The following is a 21537-nucleotide window of genomic DNA, read 5'->3' on the forward strand; positions in this document are numbered from 1 at the left end:
TCCACGTTCTCAAAAACGTAGCCAGCCATCTCACCTTTGATTACTTCATCACTCATGTGTTGGCGGTGATGCAGAATTGTCCTCCCTGCTGGGGCAAGACTGCCCCAACATGGATAGTAGATGTCCAGCACATGCGGCCGTAGCCTTGAAGGTTGCTTGGGTCAGCGTTTGTTCGGCAGATGGGTCAATTCCTCATCAGCGCCTACAGTTCTAGGCCTATCAGCTTTTCCTGCGGTAATGCCTTACCCGCCTTACGAACGAGCTGATAAACCCTGACAAGCTCAGGGTCAGTCAAGCTATCGAGAAAGGCCAGCTTCCCTGCGACCTGCTTCTGGTACCGATGTTCGGTATTGATCTCGTCCATGAGTGCCTGGAGGCACTCGTCTGAAGGCGCCAGATACCGAGAGAAGCCGGGGAGGGTGGCAGCAATGCAGATACCCTCAGGATCATAATCAGTGAAGGCTATTACTGGCAGCTTTAGCTCTGCCAACAACGTCTGGCTGCTATCCGTTTTGTAGCTTCCTGGCGCACCTCGAAATACCACTAGCGGATTGCCAGGCACCTGGTGGAGAAAGGGTGTCTCATGAGTAAGCTCAAAGTTTTCCCAGTTTTCGATAAGCAATATGCTGTCATGCGTGCAGTGCTCAATCAACCAATGGCGATCGAGATCCAAGCTTGCACCTGGAGGGAGGTGGACTGGGGTTGGGCCTAGCAATAACGGCCGACCGGGTAGGGCCTTTACTGCTACACGCTTACCACGCAGGCGTTTGGTGGTTAGTTTCTCATCACCGCCTTTCTTCAGCGCGCCATGGCGTGACTCTCCCTCCCACGCATCAAGCGATTGGTTTGGGTCGACCTTGGCCTCGTGCTGAAGGTAGGTTGCGATCTTCGCCTTGTGACTTTGACTGAATCGCCAAATAGATCCGACGCGGTGGCCGACGCTGTAATCCTCACAGAATTCGTTCAGCATCTTGCTTGGGCGAAAGTCTTGCTCCTCTGACTGGAAGATAGACAGGAGCTTCTTGGTGAGGGCTAGCGTTGGCATAGCAGCACATCCTCGATGATCACGTTTCCGCTGAGCGTATCGTCCTCATTCTTGGCAACGTGGTTTATGGACAGCCGCCTGATGATCCTGGCGTTGGCGTTGATCTGTTTCTCGACAAGCGTGAGGAAGCACATCATGCAGGACTCCTGATCCAGTACCTTGGTTTCCTCGGCCTGTATGAAGTAGCCAGCAGCCGAAATCGGGGTGGGGGATTTATCAGCCTCATTGAGAAGGCGCTGACTGACCACTACAAGTGGCGAGCCTTTGATGAGCGCAGCTTTCGGTGGCGCCTCATCGACCGGTGTGCCGGGTTTTCTGGTTTTGACGGGGACAGCCACCGCCTTTTCAATGCTCTTGGCAATATCGACCAATGAGTCTCTGATGTTTTGGGCGCCCAAGTCAGGCACCAGCTGAATCTTCAGAGGCTCGTGATGGTAAGCCCACTCCGGAATCTCAGAATATTCATCTGGGGATCGCACCTCGTACTCAGGATGCTTCTGAAGATAGAGCTGCAGCGCACGAATGCGACGCGCGCGAGGGGCGACTGTCCTGATTTTGTAGAGATAGGTCTTAAGCACATGGATGATGTCGACTGTCCTGGAGCGCCACTCTGAAAGCTTGTCCAAAATGTGGCTCTGATACAGAACCTCTAGGGTCTCGCGCTCCGGTGGAGTCAACTCGTCAAGGATTGCCTCGCCATCGAACATACTCAGGGCCTTGAGGATCCGCTCAAGCTGGTTGAGATAGTGCTCGGTCTGCTTTTCCTTCTCCTTATAGGTCGTAACGTTGCCGAAATTGTTCTCGGCCGCCGTGCGAACATGGAGGAGAAAGTCATTCATGGCCTCAGCCATCTCGTACAGGGTCGCATCGATATCGCCCTGAATGAGTAATGAGTCTTCGATGCGATTCTGTAGGCAGGCGTCGGTGTAGTCGTCCATCAGCTTGATGAGACGTGCCATCTGCTCACCGAAATCGGCCGAGATATCGTAATTCCGAGCACGATGGGTTGCTTCGTTCAGCAGACGATTGAGGGTAGGCGAGAGCCGGTAGGTGTTCTCAACTGCGGCGTTGATACGCACGGCTCTTATCTGCTGCAGCTTCGTTAGCGCTCGGGCATTGTGATCATCCCGGGTGACATACCCGGCCGAATACATCTGTGAGATCACCCTGCGATATTTATGCAAGAGCTCAAGATGATTGGCCACCGACTCTTCGAGCGTGCTCACGACTCGGCTCTCTTGTCGTACTCGCTATCTTCTTCAGAGATCTCGTCGTGCAGCATGAGGTACTCGATAGCTTCCATCAGCCACTCGATGCGGCCAGTGAATATGTAGATCTCGGACTCAGGATTGATGAGGAGCAGGTACCCCTCATTCTGGAAGCGTTTGACGATCTTGTTCAGACGCTCCCGATCGGAACCATCCTTGGTGTTGATGTCGATTGTCGTCTGGCGCAGCTGTAGGTACAGGCTGGGATTTTCAGAGATCCTGGCCATCATTTGATTTAGGTTCAAAACCTGGCCTGCAGCAACAGACTCATCATCCCCAGTGATGCGCATCACCAGTTCAAGGAAAGACACCATGGGGCGCAGAACATTCTTGACCTCTGTGAATCGCTTTTTCGCATCCTTTTTCCCCTCGATGTCGATGTCAGCATGCGCGGCAAAGAATGCACCGCCATCCCGCGTGGTGGTCAACCTGAGGTCAATGCGCCTGAGGTAATGATCTACATCGTCCTGGTTGACTGTGTTGGCCAGGAACTGATGGCCTTCGTAGTCGGTAATCTGGCAGATGAACCCACCCTGCATGAGAGCAGTCGCTACCCGGGCAAAAGTGCTCATTCGCCGTCCTCCCAGGCAAGCTCAAGCTCGCTGTCATCGATTGCTTCGTTTTCCAGGGCAAGTTCGCAATGCACCAGGCGTCGTTCCGCATCCAATTTGTATTTGTGTTCAAACAGCATCAGCGTCTCAGCGTCAGGATCGGGGAACGCGGTGCACAGAGTGATTCTGTTCTGGCCTAGGTAGTTGCAGAGCGACACGATGTTCTCGGCATCAATCGCCTTAAGCTCATCGACACACCAGGTCAGCTGTACAGGAGCGTTGCCCCGAACCTTACCAATGAACCCCAAGAACAGGATGATGAGCACCAGGTAACTGAGCCCGTTCGAAGAGATGTTTTCGAGCTCAGCACGATTGCGGAACTGCCGGAAGTTGCTCTGTTCTCGCACGGAGCCGCGGATACTGACCAACGATTTAAATTGAGCATTGATGCCACGATTGCCATCCCAGATCGCGAGCAACGCGTTCAGATGGGCAACGGCATCCGCGCCGGGCAGACTGTCCTCCTGCGTCCATTCCTCTCGATCATTGGTGATTTTTTTGATCACTGACCAATAGTCGAGCTCTTCAATACCCGAGTAGATGGAGACCTTCAGTTCGGAGAGGTTGTCGAACACCGTCGAGCTGTGCTCCAGATGCTCTTGCAGGGACGTATTGAAGCTGGAGAGCTTCTTGTTGAAGGTCTGCAGCTCACGGTGAAGGCCTTGGATTTCGCCGAAAATGGTTTTGGCATCTGCGACCAGAAGTCGTCGGCTCTTATCATGCTCGGTGGCGAACCAGTCCTCGACAACTCGAAGGGTCACGCGGGCATCGACATCCTCACCAGTTTCAGTGCGGATGTTGTGGAGGCGATCTTGGAAGTAGGTCGACGGGGCAGCAAGGGGTACCTCGTTGAAAGCAGTTCGCATTCTGGATGTAAGCTTGCGCAGTTGACCTTCGGCTTCCGAAATTTGTTGCTGGAACGTGAGCATAGCTGCGCGCAGGGAGCTGGCTTCCCAGGCGCTGTCATAGGCTTGGTGACGACTGGTGGGTTCGTAGAGCTTCAGCCTGTCATCAAGGCAGTTGGCAACGATGACCAATTGGCTCTCAATGGTTGAGATGGCTGTACGACACTCCTTAATGGCGGCGTTTACCAGTTCACGCTTTCGTAGCCAGGTCTCAGTCTCTTCCTTGACAAGCAAGGTGTCTCGGTCGAAGTCTGCCTGCTTTTGCTCTTTTTTGGCCTGAAGCTCAGGAGTCTGCGGGAGCATCTGGCTTTTCCAGACTTGCCACATGGATAAGAGCTCGCTCCACGACTGGATATCTTTGAGCGTTTTCAACAGTTCCGCACGCCGGCTTTCAAGTTCGCTGATGACGTCGACGTCTGCACCTTCGCCCGCGAGCTCTTTCTTCTGTTGTTCAAGGAAGAATTTAATACTGTCGTCGCACGTCCGCTTGTGTGCATCGATACCAGCTTGTATCTCGCGAACCGCGGAGTTCAGTCGTGCTTCATCCTCCGAGATCTGCTTCCTACATTGCTGGGCGAGAGCTGCTTTTTTGCTTGAAATGCGCTCATTGAAGTCGGTGTGAGCCTGTTGAGCATGCCCGTGGAGGCGTTCGCACTCATCCAGTTGAGCGTGGGCAAGCTTGAGAGCTTGGGCAAAAGCATGGCCCAGTTGTTCGTTCAGCCAATCGACATCTCTCTCCAAGCCCTGGGCAGTTGATTTGGCCTTCGTCAGGCTGGAGCGAGCCAGAGCGAGCTCTTCAGTCGCGGCTTTGATCGACTTGCGCAGTTCAAACTGCTCATGAACAGCACGTTCCAGCTGAGCCTCGAAAGCCTCTAGTGCTTGGTTCGCGTCTTCAAGTTTTTCGTGAAGCTTCGACTCGTCCGCCTCGTCAGTGGCCTCAACAAATTCCAGCTCCAGCGCGATCCCGTATAGGTTTTCAGACATCGCTGTCAGTTGCGGGTGGAGATCATTGCGGTATAGGAGTTTGGGGTTGATGACTTTAGCTATGTCTTCTGACCAACCTGGACGATTGGTTCGCAGAAACGCGAGGAGGCTATCCTGATCAGGGGTATGAGCTTGTCGGATGTCAGCAATCAGGCCTTTGTGTTTCTCGATGGAGTCTTTGATCGCTTTGATCGTCAGATCGTGACTGGCTGATCGGTCTTGAAGGTCGTCGACAGAGCGCTGCTGGTCACCGACTAATGTCTGCGAGGCTACGACGGCCTTGTTTGCATCCCTGATCTCGAGATTTTTGTTGTCGATCCTGGCTCGAATTGACGGGTCAACCTGTGGGTTTGCCACGAGCACTTGAGCACGTACCAGATCACCATGACGTTGTTGCGCCTCGCGTACCAAGCGCTGGAGTTCATCGGCAGATGAGTCGTCCACCACCTTCAGTGCATCTTTACAGGCGGCCTCGATCCTGGTCTGAGCCTCGCGAGCTTCTTCCCTGAGGTTGTTGGCTTTCTGGATGGCTACAGCGTGAAATTCGTTATGAAGCCGGTTCTCCTCATTGATCTGCTGCTCATACTTCGCCTTGACCTCCTGAGCAGCCCCTAGAGCCATATTCAGCTTGTTGCCAACGCTTCTGAGTTCGTCTTCATAAACGGCTTTCTGGGCTGTGCGAGCGCGCTTCTCCTCGACACCCTTCCTTTCGTAGTCCTGCCTGGCGACCTCAATTTCCTTGAGATTACGATCACATGAATCGATCTCAAACTGCGCACTATGGATGGCCTGGGTCAATGCCAAAGCGCGCTCGTCGTGGGCGGCGGTCTCGTCGTCGAGGTAAGTTTGCTTTAGCAATTGCTCGCTTTCGCGCTGAGCTTTTGTGAACTGAAGGTGGTCTTGAAGGAAGATGAATTTTTCCTTCACCTCTCGAATGGCATCCTCAGCAGATTCCAGCTCAGATCGCTGCGCCCGAGCGGTTTCGACCAGCGGGGTAATGTTCTTGATGCTTTGGTAGGCGTTGTAGTCTCGCGGCCAGTTTTCTACACGCTTGCGCTCTGTTTGGATGCCGGCGGAAGGTTTGCCTTCGAAAACCCAGTCGGCAACCACCTGCTGGAGATCATCAAAATTGGCCTTTCGAGAGAACATACCTTTGGTGAGCTTCTCAAGATGCCGCAAAGGACGGTTGTAGGTAGTGAATCCGTACATGTCCGACATCCCAAGCAGATAGCGCCTGTGCTTAGGGTCTACGTGCGGCGGCTGCCATCCCTGGATGATGGCCCTGTAGTCAATGTACGTATCTACCAGTCTGTCAGCATGGGGGATTTTCAGGTAGATCAGGCGCTGGCGGAACTCCTTATTGAGTACAAACTGGCCGTCATCGGTGACGAACATGTCACGTCGGAAATGGCTGTTCACGAACCTAAAACGGATCTTGTCGGCGGTAGAGTTGCTGAGCACGACCACGAGCCGGCGGGTTCCATCGGGACGTTTATACTCATACACGAGGTAGGAAGTCTGGTTCGGTAGGTAGTAGTCGATGAACGAATCCTTACCTTGCGAAACCACGTCGCGGGGTTCAACGCCGGCGAAGAGCAGCGCCAAAGAGAGGAGGGAGGTCTTGCCTCGGCCGTTGCGCCCGGTCAGCGCCATGCCACCATCAATACCCATCGTCTGAACTCGCCCGCGGGAAAGCGAATCGATGAGATGGATGTTCATCAGTCGGAAGAGCGCCTCCGGCGCGCTCTGCGGCGTTTCAATTTGCTCCCGGGCCGGCAGTGGCGGCTCCTCGGCCATTACGTCCTCTGGTACCAGAAGGTCGAGATCAGCGTTATGTGTTTCAATATTCATCGCAACTCCTTTGCCGTCCCCAAGTCCTGCTAGCACCAGGCGAGTCCACACGAGTGGATGGTCGTTTGGATGGCGACCAGGTTAGGGAATGTATAAACGTGAACGAGCAGTGAATGGATCGCTCTATCTGTAGGGAAGCGGTGCCCACTGGCGAGCTCATTGAGGGTTTCAAGGCGCTTTGGAGGGCTTCGCGGCGCCTGCCTTAGTAGCGGCCTTTGCTTTTTTCGTCCTGGTTGACGCACCTGACGTAGGTGAAATTTTCTCGATCAGCTCTTTGCCGATCTTCATACCCGTGCGTCGCAGTCGATCACAGGCTGCCATGAAGCTAACTTTGCTGAAGAACGGGATTCCCAAAGAGCCGCCTTTATAGGGTGGCCGCATGATTCCGTATACTACGGTGTAGTCACTACGATTGAAGTCAGATTTTCGCCCGTCCGGGAGTGACTTCAAAAATGCGCTTCCTCCCTTGGTCTTCGAGACGGTGTCCTTCAGCTTCGTGCGGAATTTGCTATCTGCCACGAAGGCCTCAGCACTGACCACACCTTGCATCCACAGGTGGCTGATGGGCCCTGATGAACCGCCATCCTTCAAATGGATGAAAATCTTGTCGTTTGAGTAGAAGTCACAAGGCTCAAGGTTGCCCGCAGTGACGCCCTCGGGATTGATTTTGGTACGGTCTAGCTTGATCAAGTCGGTACGCTTAGCAGTGATGTCCGCAATCAGCTCTTCTTCGTTCAGACATGAGGTTCGACCGATGATGCCGAAATCCGGAATACTATCGAAATGTTTTTCGACCAGATCTTTGAAGGTTGCGGAAATTTCGTACCATTTTCCTGCAAATAGCACGTAGTGCGTCCGCGTCGGCTTGGTTAGCGTGCACTCCCAGTTCAGGCAGTCATAAACCTTCCAGCCAATCGGTTCGCCAGACTTTTGGCTCACGGAACGAACCCGGTGCGAGGACTTCATGACCTCCATCGTTTGAGTGCAGGTCAGCCGATTTAGCTCGTCCACGTAATCGGTGATGGATAGCTTGGTGAACTCGCACTTGCGGCTACCAAAACCGGTGTACCCCAGTTCTGCGCCCTCTTGGTAATCAAGGATCTCTGGAGGGGACATGTGCAATAGGCTGTTGGCGCCTCCGCGAATCGCACGAATCTCGCTATAGAGCTGCCGATCCAAGATCTTCAACCGCTCAGAACTGGTCTCCTCCCTGACGTTGTCAAACCAGGCGTAATCGCGTTTGTAGGCGATTGACTTATAAGCCTTCAGAATTTCCGCGCACTTGTCGTGAAACTCGGACGGAGCCAGCGGGGCGTCTAGGCTTAGCGCGTCTTTGCCGGCAACAAACTTGGCAAATCCATCGTCACTGGGCTGACCGCCCGCCACCCTGGCCAGGTCTCGTAGTGTGTCCATACCAAACTGGCTGAAATCCGAGAGTTTGCTGGCTTGTATCCGCTTCTGAAATGTCACCGCGTCTGGAGTTGCGAGATCGAGGCTAAGCAAGCTACCTCGCGGCACAGTGTTGAGCGCCACCTTCAGTCCAAATTGGTGAACGAAGGCATCTTCCTCGAGCGCGAGGTGGGCATAGCCAAAACAAAAGGCCATCCAGCGGTTTTGTACGTACAAAAAGAGGATGGCTGCAGAACCGCTGGAGTGCAGGCTTCCGAGAGGATCTGATATGTGGGGCTCGAGCAGGGCCAGCCATTCAGGAGTTCGGTCATACACCTGGCCGTAGTAGAGGATGCCTTCTCCGCCACCCTCCCAGTCTTGGCCCTTCAACTCCTTAGCGCCGCTTGGCCCATATTTCGGGCTGAGGCCATCCTCTGGATCTAGGTTCGGCTTCAGTAGCCGCACCGTGATTGAGTTGACGCCAATCCTGCTCATTACCACTCCTTAGCAAATGACCAATTCAGACACATTTGGATCCGATTCTTGCTTATAGTGATGTCAAATTGCAATGAGTGCCGATGTTCTGGTGGCCAGACCGCAGTGACTAGGAACTGTACGAAAAGAAATGTCGCAAACACCGCCGGCAGCGGGCCAATGTGAGCATTCCTGCATAACTTGTTGCGAGCTTGCAGTAGCGAGTCGCCACGCGGCGGTGCTCCTTCAGCCAGCCAAACAAGCGCTCGATGACATTCCGCTCACGGTACTTGGGCTTGTCGAAGAGGGCGTGGGATAAGGCTAAAGTGTTATGCATCTACTGGTGGTGATGACACCGTGTCACAACAAGCTGTCCCTAGGCACTTAGTCTAGGACCTGGATACAGTAGACAGGTAAAGGGCAGGAAGGTGACCTGGTGTGGGCAGCTATTATCTGAGCGGGATAGCGAAGGCGCTGGTGGAGGATGTGGCGCATTCGATTTCTGTTTGTAAGCATTCGGCAAAGTCACCTTCCGAACTCCAGCATTAAGGGCGATGGTACCCGCGTATTTAGTGAACACCATGGCCTTCGGCGGTGGAGTCGGAAAGGTGTGGTCGCCGGCCCCTTACAGTTGACCTTAGACTGGGGGCATCCTTTTCAAACCATCCAAAGCATGCCCTCAGACCCAACGATACCTAAAGACTCTCAGGGTCGCCGCTGAACATCCCGCCTGGTCCGACGGGGTGCTGAATCATGGTGACGTCCATGTGTCGCTGTTTCCTCACGTTGAATAATCAAAGACCTGTAGCAGGCCACTTTCTACTGGGGGAGTACTACTCGACGACATTGTCTGGGCCAGTGCTTCCCAAGATGTTTCGTCCGTACGGGACGATCTGTCGAGCCTTGGTTCAACCTTTGCGCGCCACCCACACCGCTTGAATCGCATCTCGCATCTCTTCTGACGCGTTGAAAACCGTTTGACGGAAGCGATTGCTGGCTCCGGTTGCGGCATTGATCTCATATGCTTTGGGTGCTCGGGAGGACCAGGTATCGGGAGAAGGTAGAGCCCACTCAAATTGAAGTGGGACGAAGAATTTCTCGTCCGCATCCCCGCTGTAATCGGTGATCTGCACCCCCCCGGTTGCCTTACCTTTGGCGATCACCCCTACGCCGGTGTGGTAAAGGAATACAGTGGACCCTTTGCTAATGCGTCGAACCGCATTTTTGCGGTCGTAGTAGGCGGCCGCCTTACCTTTCTTTCCATCGCCAAGCATGTCGCGCCAGGCGTCGTCCATGTAGGTGCGGTTGGTGTTGACGATGAAGATGCCCGGGTTGACCTCCATCAACAGGTCTAGCTCGGGGTTGTAGGTGTCGAACTGGATGAATGGGTTGCCCGCCACCTGATACAGCTTGTACGTCAGGCTGTCGATGTGGACACCCTTTTTCGACCAATACTGAATCGCCTCCAGAGTGTCACGGTCGACACCATTCGTGACGACGACGAATCGCTGGTCTTGATTGAACTCTTGCTCCTTGAGAGGAGCCTCAAGCCCAAAATACTCTTGATGACGCGTACTCAAGGCACCCTCTAGGCGCTGTTGGCTCTGGACCATCGCTTCCAGTTGTACATAGGTATAGCGCCCGAATTTTTGCCCGTAGCGCATGACTTGAAGCAAGTTCTCGGCACTGGATTGCCACCGCTTCAGCTCGAATATAAAAAGGGTGCCCTTGCGGTCGAGGGCCAGAATATCAGCCTCTTCTTGGAACTGTCGTTCCTGGGCTAGCAGCATAAGCTGCTCTTCTGGGATCAACTCCACGAGGTGTGACGCCAGAAACTCCTCGATGTACTTCTCGCTGATGCCTAATGCATCGGGGCGTTCTATCGGTACGCGACGACTGCTAGCGAGAGCCGGTATGGTCAACTCGTAAAGCATTTGTGCTCTTCCTTAGCTCCGCGATCAGCGGGCGCAATGATGGCGATTCAGAATTATTTTGCAGTTTGCCTTCTGTTACGAAGAGTGGAAAGCCGGCTGTACCATCTATGGCGCTAGGGCAATGTCCGCCTCAAGCCTGCTTAGCTCACGATTGCAGGTCTTTGAATAACCAGGCCTTGAACTGCTCCACTGCGGCCTGCCGTCGTTGTCTCCGCGGAAGAACGACGTGATGCCCAACATAGCGCACCGATTCACTGCCACCTTTTAGCGGGGCAAAAAATTTGCCAGCAATCAGTTCTTGGCCTGCACTGCCAGGATGTAGATTTTTTTGACGATGACCAAGTCAGCGACTTCTTCACCATCGGTGAACCTCGGCGGTTTCAAGAGGGGATGGACGTGTCCTGCGTCCGCAGGAAGTCGAAGAGCTGCAGGCTCAACGGGGCGTGTAGTAGATGGCGTCCAGAAGCGCTGCGCGTCCCAACCAGATTTCGGCGTCAGCCGCATTGCTCGGCTGCGGATGTCTCCACCACGGATCACCGTGCATCGGCTCAATGATGCGCTGCCAGTAGTTCTCCAGGTTCGTTGTGCTCGGGCTGACACCGAAGTTTTCGCACAAGTCCTTTCGGTTGGCCGAATCGATGCACACGAATGCGTCAGGCCGCTTCATCGCCAAGAGCCTAGTCGCGGTCGGTAGTCCGCCGACTCGCCCGTCCTGATCGAAGGCTGCTCTGAACGCTTTGCAGTAGCGGTCGTAGTCGTCCTGCGTGACCGCGCCCATCAGGGGGATGAAATCGAGGGCGTGGGAGAGACCTGTGGGCGCTTCGATGACCAGGTTCGCGAACGTCCCACTTGCGCCCATGCTCCCGAAAAGCCCGTAGTCCACGCCTGGCTGCTGAGACTTCTTGCGCCCGAGAGTGCCGGCGACCAGCTTGCGGTCGTCCTTGTTCCACTTCGCGTAGGGTATGCCAGTCGCGAAAAGGGCGCGAGCCTTTGTCAGAACGCCCAAGCGCTCCTTAAACAGGTGCGCAGACGGGTGTGATGAGCTTCGGACCTGCACGAGGTAGTCCGCCCAGCTCATGTCATGTGGCGCTCGCTTGTTATTCAGCTTAGAAGGTGGCCGAACGTCAGCGAACTTGATCAGTTCCTGTCGCGCAGCCGTCTTAGCTGCGTACTGGTGACGGTACCGAAAGAGGAACTCGTGAGAGATGTCCTCCGCCCCTTTCCACGCTTCTGCGACGAAGCGACTGAGGTCTACTAGCGCTGCATCGTCGAGCGAGCCATCAAGCAGCACGCTCGCCTCGACGTTTCGGCTCATCGCCGCCTTCGTGAGATTCGGGCTCCCGACCACGCAGCGTATGCGTTGCCCGTTACGAAACAGGTAGACCTTCGGGTGGAACAGATCACCCGTAGGAGGAACGACGGCTGCGGCCGCTAGCGCTGCAGCCCGCTCAAGCACCTCGGGTTGCGTCTGGAACATATGAGTGCCGACAACGAAGTGCTCGAACTTCGAGCTGTCTTTCATCGCTGCCTCGAAGACCGCGTTCTCGGTAGTCCAGGCTACTGCCCATTGCATCGACTCGCAGTTCTCAACCAGCGCTATGAGTGTCGACTGCGTCTGCGAAGCCGACAGGAACTTCACATCCATCTCTGCTTTTCCTCGTGCTTCTATTGAACTAAGTCCGGTGCGCTTCTGGGAAACGTCAGGAGAGGCGGACTGCTCGTGCAGCGACCGGCATGTAGAGCCATCGCTCGCTCACGGGCTTGCCGGTTGCGTTGAGAAGGGCATGACCGTAGGACTCGAGCTGGGGGCCGTGCTCGGCCACCAGGTCCTCGTCTCTGGCTGAGCTTCCGGGGTTCGACTTGTGGTCCAGGAGAATCCAGCCGTCTGGCAACTCCACCAGCAAATCGATGCGGCCCCTGATACGAGTGCCGTTCGGGCCATCTGCTTCGATGGGTACCTCGACGTAAACGGGACAGTCGGGCCAGCGCTTGGCTATCCAAGCTTGGAACGCTGAGGTCTGGGTGCACACGGCATCCTTATCTACAGAACCAGCCACGGCCCAGGTCTTCAGAATGCCCTCGACGTCAGGGGGAGAAATACCGCCAAGCACGACGGCGCGTGCGATACACAGGTGAAGCGCCGTGCCCAGCGATGCCATGTCGGGCTTGCCTGCTAGGCTTAGCCGAACTCCGACGGCGTCGGTCTCGACAACCGTGAATGCACCGCCCGAAGCAGAACTCGGTCGGTGCCACAAAGGTTCGGCCTGCACGCGCGGACGAGTTGTAAACCAGTGGCAAGCCTCGGAGGCTTTGGCAGGTGGCTCCGTTGAGCACTCATCCTTGTTCCAGGACTTAGATAGCCTGGAAAGCTGCTTGCCTTCGGAAGTCGTTATTATTTCTGAGTCACCGAACAACAGCTCGGCTGCACCTTTAATCTCGCCGACCCAGGCGCGGCCCGGCCCTGACCTGCGTACGAAAGATAGTGCGACGTTCATGTCACGTGCGCGGGTCAGGCCCACATATAGCAGACGCTTGTTCTCCGCCAAGGCCTCTGCCTGCATGGCTTGGCCAGTTACGCTGGCTTCGGCATTGAGTGCGGCTTGGGGCTGGGACCGCTTGCCCCAGGTCTTCAGCCAGCAGTGTACGAAGCGGTTGGCGAGCGGCTGCTGCGGATCGAAACCCCCAACTGTCCTCGCGCGCACGCCCCAAAGTGAACTGCGTGCTGTCGCATCGAGGCTTGTCAGCACGACGATTGGCCACTCCAGCCCCTTGGCCCCGTGATAGGTGAGGACTGAGACCGAGTTGTCTTCTGAAATGGCCCGGTTATCGTCCTCTGCGCTGGCGAGTTCGTCTAGCCAACGAAGCATGCCGCTGACGGTCGCCGGTCGCTTCGCGGCGACACACTCGTCCTCGAAAGTCTTTCCGAGCTCGACCAGTGCCTCGACATTGGACAGCCTATTGCGGCTCTCGTGAGGGGAGGTGGACCATTCGCCGACCCGCCGCACTACTTGGGACTCGGCAGCAGCAAGTCGCAGTACTTCCTGTGGCGTCAAAGCCATTAGCGTTGGACGCAGCTCTTCCAATCGGGCCAGTAGCGGATGGGCGCCGTCACCCTTCGTCAGCCACTCGTGTGACCTCACCCCATCGGTGGCTAGGTATTGCAGCCTGTCTGCAAGCCAGGTCTCGATCGGAGTGCCATCGGCCAGGGTTAGTACCAGCGCCGTGGCGACGGTGTCGGTTGGGTCGTTCATGCGCCTCAGACAGGCCATGACATAGATGGCTTCGGCAGTTCCCAATAAACCGGAGCGTGGGCTGGCTGACGGGATGCCCCAGCGGGTGAGCGACGTAACGGAATATTCGACCTGGTCGTTGTAGCGACAAAGCACTCCGATATCGCCGGCCTGAATCGGACGGAGCTCCTCGGTGTCCTTGTCTTCGACCTTGACCCCGGACTCCAACAGCTCGCGGATGGCCTGGCCAAGACATAGGTAATCCGAGTCGTTTCGGCTGCTCTCGAAGTTCCAGTTCAACAGCGCGGGCTGGTCCGGAATGTCCTTGCGCAGTGGCTGCAACCGAACCTGTTCGGGCGTCAGCTCAGGCTCGAACGCAGAGATGAATAGACCATTAGTGAGCGAGACCAGGCTTTCGTTGGAGCGCCTGGAGGTGTCCAGGGCCTTCCCTACGATTCCGCCCCAGCCCTTGATGGCGTTGAGAACGCCGGAAATGAGGCTTGCGTCAGTTCCGCGGAAGCCATAGATAGCCTGCTTGGGGTCGCCGACCCACACCGACTTCTTAGCCAGCTTGGCCAGCTCGATGAAAAGCGCTAGCTGGAGAGGGCTGGTGTCCTGGAACTCATCAACCATGATGAGATCCAGTTCTGCCGCCAAGACTTCCCGAACAGATGGCTTTGTTCTCAACGCACGTAGCAGCAACACCTCTTGGTCGCTGAAGTCAACGGCACCCAGCGCCTTCTTAGCCTGCTCGTAGGCATTGAGAACGTCGGCGGCGAGGTTGAATATCTGGTCAAGGTACTGGCGGACTTCGGCATGAAAGGCCGGGTGAGACTCGTGGACCTGCGCTGCGGATTTGACTGGCGCCACGATATCTCTGACCTTGGCGCCAGCGTCAAATCCGGCTGCGCCGATCCAGTCGGGCCAGCACCATCGGCCTTCACGGAAGAGTCGATCTAGCTTCTGGAGTCCCTCTAGGCCTTTTAATAGGTTGTCTGCAACTTTGGCATCGACAGCTTGCTGCTGTTCTACGTATGCCGCTACCCCCTTGTGTGCTTCGGCCAGCGCAGTCGCCAATGCTTCGGTTGGGTCCAGCCCCGTAGCCGGAGCAGGCCAATTCGTGAGCATCGCGTCCGCGTTCTGGGAACCCATCACTCGAAGCTCCTCCGGTCCAATATCGTTGTCGAGCGCGGCCTTAACGACAGCCTCAACAGTCTTGGACCAGTCCGCCTGCTCGATGCCGAACCGCTCTGTGAGCCGAACAAGCTCCGTTTGAGCGTCGGCTTCCATCGACTCGGCAAGTGTAGCTTTGAGCAGTCTCTTGGATTGACCTTCGCCCAATACAGTCTGATCGGGAGACAGGCCCAGCTCAAAGCAGAACCGCTTGAGCATCTGGCCGCAAACGCTATTGACGGTGCCCAAGCGGGCCTGGCCGATAGCTGTGGCCAGGTCGATACGTCCATTTTCAAGCAGCCAGGAGCGGGCGCGTTCGCGCAGTTCGGTAGCGGCCTTCACGGTGAAGGTCGTGGCCAATATGGCGTGAGGGCGCGCTGTGCCCGATTCGAGAGCTTGAGCGAGTGTTTCGGTCAGCTTGTAGGTCTTGCCACTGCCGGCGCCTGCACTGATGAATTCTATGTTGTTCATCATTTCCAGCCTCCCAGCAAGATAAGGTGGTCTCGGTCCCATTTGTTTGGACCGTTGACCGGAAGGGTCCCCTCAGGGCCTTGGAACTCGTCACTCGGATCTTCCGGAACGACTTCGATGGTCCCCGCATCCAACTGCTGCTTGCGCCACTCCCACGTGGTGCGGGCACGGTCTAGTAGGTTGGAGACGGTTACGCCGTCGGGCGGTCTTCTGACTTGCGCTTTTGGGAAAATGTCGGCAGCGGTGATGTACAATCCCCCGCTTTCCAGGATGAAATAGCCAAGCGCGGCGGGTGCGACACCGCTTGTTTGCTCTATGAGGCTGGAATAGAGCGCCAACTGTAGGTGCTCACCAGAGCGAAGCAGCCCGGCGTAGTAGGTATCGCCTCTCCACTTTATGTCCACGGCGACAGTTCGCTTGTCACCAAGCGTGACCAAGAGATCAATTTTGCCGATCAGCGGAACTGCTCCCAAGGTTCCTCTGAACTCCACCTCAGTCTGAACCTGAATGGCACCTGCGAGCCTGAGGTGATCGAGGAGACTACCTATGGCTCGTTCGCAAACCTTCCGGAAGTGTTGCTGCGTTACCCCCGCGCCCTGCATGAGTAGTACAGCGCCTTCAGTCAGCAAGAGCGAGTCGGCTTCGGCGCGGAACCAGGCAACGGCATCGGCGTTTGACCAACTCAGGGCATCGTTGTGCGCGAAGAGTTTCTCGAGCACCCGATGAGCGAGGATGCCCAGCAGGCGGTTGCCCTCATCCACCCCCAGGACTGAAGTAGGATCTAGCTTCGCCACTCGTTTCAAAACGAATAGGGCCGCGTCATTGAAGAGCTCGTTGAGCGTAGTAAACGACTGTGAGGCGTCGCCGAGCTGCACGGGATGAGGGAGTTGGATGTGTCGTGGAATAGCGGGCAGCGACTGACGTGCAAGCACCTCGGCAGTTACCCCGAGAAGTGTGGAGTCGAGTGCAATGTCCAGGTCAAGCGAAGCGGACTCGATATCCGGTACGAGCTTCTTAAGAAGCTGGCGAATCGGATGTACTTCTGAACCGGGGGGAGGGTAGACGATGATGAATCTTTTTCTCGCAGCAAGTAGTGGCCGCAGCCACTTCAGTGCTAACGATACAAGCTCACGCGCCGGGTCTCGCAACTGCACACCTAATTGAGTCAGAGCATTCACCTCGGCAGGAGACCAAGGCAGAGGTGAGGGCAGGGCAGGCGTAGATGGCATCCACCAGATCACTTCATCAGCGGCTTCGATGCATGCGGCTGCCGTGCTGGTCGAGCGCATGCAGCCGACATGGGAAACCGCAGCGGGGTTGGTTGCCCCGGCGGGCGTGGCGTGGGCGACCAACTGCTCGACTTGCCGAGGCAGCACCGTGGCCAACCCTTGCCGAGCCAGCTCGATCAATGCTTCATGGACGGCCGCACATTGGCTATGCGCTGCCGTGAAGCTCGCCGCATCAGCGGATTCACCTGAAAGGCGAAGCCGCATAGCCTCCTTCATCCGGGCGACGCGAGCAATCAGTGCATCGACCGGCACTCCATCGGTGCGTGACCAGCGCTCTGACTCCAGCCAGAAGGTAATTTCATCTGCTATTTCCTGGGCATCGTCACCCGCTGCGATCTTGGCCTTAGCCGCCGTCCAGGCTTCGCTCCCAATTCCAGGCTGCTTGGCGACAGCACGAGCGAGCCTGCCTCTCGCAGGACGACTGAATGGGCCAACTGGGTGCGTCAGGAAATCCAGCAGTCGGTTCATGTCTATTGGTTCCCAGCACATTTCCAAGGCAAGGATTAGTGCCTGTAGGGCTGGGCGAAGCTGACTAGGGCGTTCGAACCCGCAGTTGACCCCGCCGGTCGCAGACAGCGACACATCTAGCGAGTCGCCAGCATCCTCAGCCAGGATCAGCCGGTCGCCGGGCTGGTGCGAGTGTTGTGCGCTCAACCAGTGTTCGGCGGTCGTGGCCGCGAGAGCGTGCACTAGCAAGACACTCCTGTCGGTCTGCACGGTCAGATTGCCCGCAGAGCGTCCAGCCAGAACGGTTAGGGCTTGCTCTTGCAACGCACGGAGTTGGCCTTCTCCCTGTGGCTCGGGAAGTCGGACTTCGACCGCTGGCAGGCGCTCGAGCACCTGCCGCCAGAGAAGCGGGAAGTCCTCGGGCGGGTCAACCAGGTGAACTGACTTGATGGGGCCGGGGCCGGACGCACTCAGAGCCTGTATCACCAGGTGCAAGCGCTCGGCCTCTCCGGGCGGCAGCGTTTCGAGAGCTGCCTTTTCAATGGCGGCAAGCTCCTGGATTCGCGAAGTATGCTCTGGATTCGCGCTCCCGTCCCAACCGCCAAGCCGCCACTCGTCACGCCAGGCCAGGAGGCGCGCAGCCGTACCAATACTGTCGGCCTTCAGAGACTCACTGTAGAAGCGCGAGTTGTTGTCATGGATGCGCAGCAGGCCAGAGTAGATGGTCACGCGTTTGGCCTTGGACGCTTCTGGCGCGCTTAGACCAAGGTAGGTCTCCAGCAGGGACAGGAATCCGAGGCGGCCCACTATCGGGGTGTTGAAGAAGTTCGTCGGGGACGGCCCTTGACGGGTATCCAAGAAAAGGCCAAAAGTGATGTGCATGCTACGGTTGACTTCCTTGACGACAATCCAATGCAGGCGTCCTATTGCATCTTGTTCCCCTGCTCCTAGACGACAAGACTAACCGAAAGCAACCATCACGTACGACCGAAAATTACTGAGAGCGGCTGTCAGACCACGACTGCCTGTGTGTCAGATATCGCAGCAAGGTAGACAAGGAACTGCGCCTACTGAATTTTTGCTCTTTACCGTTAGCAGCCTTTGTCCAACTAGAGGTCTGGTAAAGCCTGCTGGCCCACTGGAGTGAGCAGCCGACTTTTGGCAGCGTTTTGAAAAGCGTCGGAGTAATACCTGAATTCAGCTTGGCGACTTACACTTGAAATATTAATTGCACAGGAGGTATGACTCGGTTGCTCACGCACTTGGGCAGAGAAGAGCATCTCATCGGCCTACCTTCACACCGCGGTGTGTGGGAACAACAACGGGGGACTTTTCTAGAAGGGAGCTGTTGGACTTCAGGCTGGGGGCATCCTTTTCAAACCATCCAACGTATGCCCTCAGATGTGCCCCCAATGTTGCAATCTACCGGAAGTAAATGGAACTCCATGGTTTGTGGAAAGGTAGAAATGATCAGCTAAACAGCCTGCCCGACAACGCCTAAAGACTCTCAGGGTCGCCAAAAAACATTTTGACTGGGCTCTAGCACGGTAGTCGCAGCCTGAAAAAAACGAATTATGCCCCCAGTTATGCCCCCAGTTGCGCGTAGTGTTCGAGCGATCGCGAATGGCGATTTCTGGCACGGACTTGGGTGGCTTTGGCTGGTATTCAGTGCGCCTCCGTATACTGGATTAGCAACCCGTATCTGGCAAACCCTTGCTCGTCCGGAAGAGGATATGGGTAATGAGTCGATATCCTTAAATGGTGTTGTTGGGTCTTTCTCTCTGCACCTATCCTGAAATTGACTCCAGAGATGCTCGTGCTCTGCGTGATGTTGCCAGGGCTCTGGATGCTAGGGACGTTGATCCGCATGTCCATCGGCAGTTGCAGCGTAATGCGAGGCGCCTAGGCACGGAAAACGCCTACGAAGCGGTTGTTCAGCATTGAAAGCGGTGGGCAAAATTGAACATCGTGTTTCTTGTCGTGGATCTCGATATTCCGGTCGGGGCCAGAGCATCGTGCTTCAATTGGCCGCCGAATCGGCTGGCAGCGGGGGAGGGGCTCAGGTTGCGATGTAGAGGGGGCGCCTACCTTTGCTGTTCATGGCCGGTTAAACTGTTGTGCCCGGTCGGTGATCAGTCGTTCGGCAAGTGCAACTGCACTTCCATGGCGTCATGAAGGAGTCGGACGACCTCGATCAGGGCGTCATTTGCCACACGATAGAACACGATATGGCGTGGGCTTTTGACCCTCCCATGGGGGTGTTTGACCTGCTGGCGTGAATAGGTGAGGTGATAGCTGCGAAGGCCCGGTGCAAGCTCATCACGGTCGTGGCTGCCAATGCAATAAGGAGTGCTGGCAAGAGCTTGCAACGCCGTGAGTATCAGCGCCTGGTAGCGCTGCCGTGCTTGATCGCCGAACTGCGTCTGGGAGAGCCTGAGGATGTCGACAATGTCGGCGCGCGCCGCGTTGGAAATCCGATACTGCGGCATGCTCAGTGTTTCTCGCTCGCGAGAGTGGTGGCCTCCAGGCTCAAGCCCTCTAGGTAAAGCTCCAGATGCCCTTCGTTCAATTGAGTAAAGCGCCCGTGTTCAAGATCCATGATGCCGATCGAGGTCGCCAGACGCAGCGCCTCAATTTTGGCAGTGTCTTCGGCGACGCGCTGCTCCAGTAAACGCAAACCTTCTCGCATCACTTCGCTGGCATTTTGATAACGGCCGGACTGGACCAGGTCTTGGATAACCTGTTCTTGGTGAGGGGTGAGCACAACGTTTCGCGTCGCCATCATTAGCTCCAACTCTGGGCAAACATATTGTTTCGATCGTTGGCATATTATGCCATTTTACATAAACTCAGGGAGTTTGGGATTTGTATCTGACGAACTGTAAAGTGTGGGGTCATCCTTTGCGCCGAACAGATGGCCCGGACTGTATGCGCACAAAGTCCAAGCAAGGTTGTCGCATGCAGGACGTCGTGGACAGCTTAATTAGTGTGGGCCTCGGGCCTTCAGTTTTGCCAAGCCTTGTTTGATGTGTCCGGCGTTCTCTCCAATCGTTTGTAGCGCGCCGCGGATATTGTCGCCTGTGTCCGTCGTACCCTTGCGCTCAATCCACAACGTCAACTCCATCACCGCCGCCTCTAAGGCGAACTGGTTTTGGTACAGACGCTCAAGGACATCAGGCAGTGAATATTCAGTGGGTATTGTTTCGACTCCAATGAAGGAGCCGAAAGCGTAGCAGCGGGGGAGGCGGATGTCCCGAGCCTCCCGTGAGTTAAGTGAATGAAACGGTTTAGAGTGAGGGTCAGCATTCGCCAAAAACTGCCGTTGCGACAGGCAGCAGACGGCCAAAAGCTGACGTCACCCAAGCCGCTTCCGCTAACGTAGGACGGTCAGCCTGGGTGTGCAAGGTGACATCGGCAGACGCTTACCGAGGTACTTCAGCATCATGTAGATGTCCTCATTTTCGGTGGCGATCACCAGCAACCCCAGCGAATCGAAGCCGTGCGTTATGCGCGGGCCACGTCCGCACTGGAAGGCATTCGACCTACTGAACTTCTGCTCAAGCTGCAGACCCTATTCCTTGGAGGCGAGATCACGATCGAGGAGTCCAACGCTGAGGCGCGACGGCACTACGGTTTGCCCGTTCTGCCTGAGCCCCTGTCACGCCGTGGTGCATTACGAAGTTGATAATCTAGTGCCATACTCAAGGAACGGCGTTCGATGTATGTTTCTTTTAAAACAAATATTGGGAAGGGAAAAGTTATGAGTAGCGAAAATCCGAAAATTGAAGTTGTGGGGCCTAAAGGGACATATCAAATTTGCCTCAAGTCGGGTGCAACTGTTGTGCTAGATGGAGTTGAGCTGTGTACATATGCGCCTATCCCAAATCCTCCAGTTCCAGTAGAACCGCAGTATTTTTTCTTCCAGAAAGAGGGGGGGCGTGTCAGCTTTACGGCACATTTTGTGGGTAAAAATACACACGGAGAGAAGCCGCTGGATGATGTTATTGACGCGATTTTCCGTCTGAAATGATCTGAATGGTTCCCCGGCGCTTATCGCTGAGCAAGCGCAATGCCTTCGGCTTCTGTCCCGGCGCCCTGGAGGCACTCGACGTCGAAATAGAGGAAACGATCGACTTCCTACTCAATCATAGCTCTCGCCCAGGAACGGCGTTCGACGTATTTTCCTGGTCACGCCACACGCGGAACGCGTCCAGCAAATCGCCTTCCGGCCAGCGACCTTTCTCGACCCGCTCAGTAAGGCTGAATCGCCCCTAATTTCGTAGACACGCCGAGTGACCGCTTCTGGCCGATAGCTGCCGTCCACAAATGACTGCTTTCGGCCATAGGGAGTATGACGGGACTCCAGTAGAGCGGTCTGTAGGGCACGGACGAAATCGCTAGGGTGCGGCGTCGTCTTGGCATCGCCCACGCCGTAGCCACGGGTGAACAATCAGGCTTGAAAATCG

At 56.0% G+C, this 21537-nt stretch carries 13 protein-coding genes and 1 pseudogene; 1 reads left to right on the forward strand and 13 read right to left on the reverse strand.

The genetic code is table 11. The annotated features are described in order from the left end of the window. Nucleotides 1-202: 202 nt before the first annotated feature. The 13 genes and pseudogenes from NTD89_RS05485 to NTD89_RS05545 all read right to left on the reverse strand — a co-directional run bounded on the left by NTD89_RS05485 (nucleotide 203) and on the right by NTD89_RS05545 (nucleotide 20270). Nucleotides 203-1045, reverse strand: a complete 843-nt coding sequence (locus NTD89_RS05485; protein ID WP_262206680.1) for a hypothetical protein — start codon at nucleotides 1043-1045, stop codon at nucleotides 203-205. After that, complete coding sequence (locus tag NTD89_RS05490) at nucleotides 1033-2271, reverse strand: hypothetical protein (protein WP_262206681.1); 1239 nt, start codon at nucleotides 2269-2271, stop codon at nucleotides 1033-1035. Before NTD89_RS05490 ends, NTD89_RS05485 begins: the two co-directional genes overlap by 13 nt. Next, the gene (locus NTD89_RS05495; protein WP_262206682.1) at nucleotides 2268-2885 is read right to left on the reverse strand and encodes a condensin complex protein MksE; all 618 of its coding nucleotides are present in this window, start codon (nucleotides 2883-2885) and stop codon (nucleotides 2268-2270) included. Before NTD89_RS05495 ends, NTD89_RS05490 begins: the two co-directional genes overlap by 4 nt. Beyond that, nucleotides 2882-6664 carry an ATP-binding protein gene (locus NTD89_RS05500; RefSeq protein WP_262206683.1) on the reverse strand — a complete coding sequence of 1261 codons (3783 nt, stop codon included), beginning with the start codon at nucleotides 6662-6664 and terminating at the stop codon, nucleotides 2882-2884. The genes NTD89_RS05495 and NTD89_RS05500 overlap by 4 nt, the downstream gene beginning before the upstream one ends. Nucleotides 6665-6832: 168 nt before the next feature. Further along, the gene (locus tag NTD89_RS05505; RefSeq protein WP_262206684.1) at nucleotides 6833-8548 is read right to left on the reverse strand and encodes a DUF6119 family protein; all 1716 of its coding nucleotides are present in this window, start codon (nucleotides 8546-8548) and stop codon (nucleotides 6833-6835) included. A gap of 109 nt (nucleotides 8549-8657) precedes the next feature. Next, nucleotides 8658-8834 (reverse strand): annotated as a pseudogene (locus NTD89_RS05510) (transposase); the annotation flags it as partial. Between the two features lie 601 nt (nucleotides 8835-9435). Next, complete coding sequence (locus NTD89_RS05515; RefSeq protein WP_262206685.1) at nucleotides 9436-10461, reverse strand: hypothetical protein; 1026 nt, start codon at nucleotides 10459-10461, stop codon at nucleotides 9436-9438. Nucleotides 10462-10894: 433 nt separating this feature from the next. Next, nucleotides 10895-12106, reverse strand: coding sequence for a phospholipase D family protein (locus NTD89_RS05520; protein WP_262206686.1), 1212 nt, complete (start codon nucleotides 12104-12106; stop codon nucleotides 10895-10897). Between the two features lie 55 nt (nucleotides 12107-12161). Continuing rightward, the gene (locus tag NTD89_RS05525; protein ID WP_262206687.1) at nucleotides 12162-15338 is read right to left on the reverse strand and encodes a UvrD-helicase domain-containing protein; all 3177 of its coding nucleotides are present in this window, start codon (nucleotides 15336-15338) and stop codon (nucleotides 12162-12164) included. Continuing rightward, nucleotides 15335-17953, reverse strand: a complete 2619-nt coding sequence (locus tag NTD89_RS05530; protein WP_262206688.1) for a PD-(D/E)XK nuclease family protein — start codon at nucleotides 17951-17953, stop codon at nucleotides 15335-15337. The genes NTD89_RS05525 and NTD89_RS05530 overlap by 4 nt, the downstream gene beginning before the upstream one ends. 1250 nt (nucleotides 17954-19203) lie before the next feature. Beyond that, complete coding sequence (locus NTD89_RS05535) at nucleotides 19204-19560, reverse strand: type II toxin-antitoxin system RelE/ParE family toxin (protein ID WP_046036275.1); 357 nt, start codon at nucleotides 19558-19560, stop codon at nucleotides 19204-19206. Between the two features lie 2 nt (nucleotides 19561-19562). Next, nucleotides 19563-19853: a type II toxin-antitoxin system ParD family antitoxin gene (locus NTD89_RS05540; RefSeq protein ID WP_046036276.1), complete on the reverse strand. Its 291-nt coding sequence runs from the start codon at nucleotides 19851-19853 to the stop codon at nucleotides 19563-19565. A gap of 201 nt (nucleotides 19854-20054) precedes the next feature. Beyond that, on the reverse strand, nucleotides 20055-20270 hold the full coding sequence (locus NTD89_RS05545; protein WP_046036385.1) for a hypothetical protein: 216 nt from the start codon (nucleotides 20268-20270) through the stop codon (nucleotides 20055-20057). Nucleotides 20271-20789: 519 nt separating this feature from the next. On the opposite strand from NTD89_RS05545, the gene NTD89_RS05550 reads away from it, so the two are divergent. Continuing rightward, complete coding sequence (locus NTD89_RS05550; RefSeq protein WP_262206689.1) at nucleotides 20790-21101, forward strand: hypothetical protein; 312 nt, start codon at nucleotides 20790-20792, stop codon at nucleotides 21099-21101. The last annotated feature ends 436 nt before the right edge of the window (nucleotides 21102-21537 follow it).

Origin of the sequence: Pseudomonas sp. 14P_5.3_Bac1 (assembly GCF_025466135.1) — a bacterium.
Lineage (GTDB): Bacteria > Pseudomonadota > Gammaproteobacteria > Pseudomonadales > Pseudomonadaceae > Aquipseudomonas.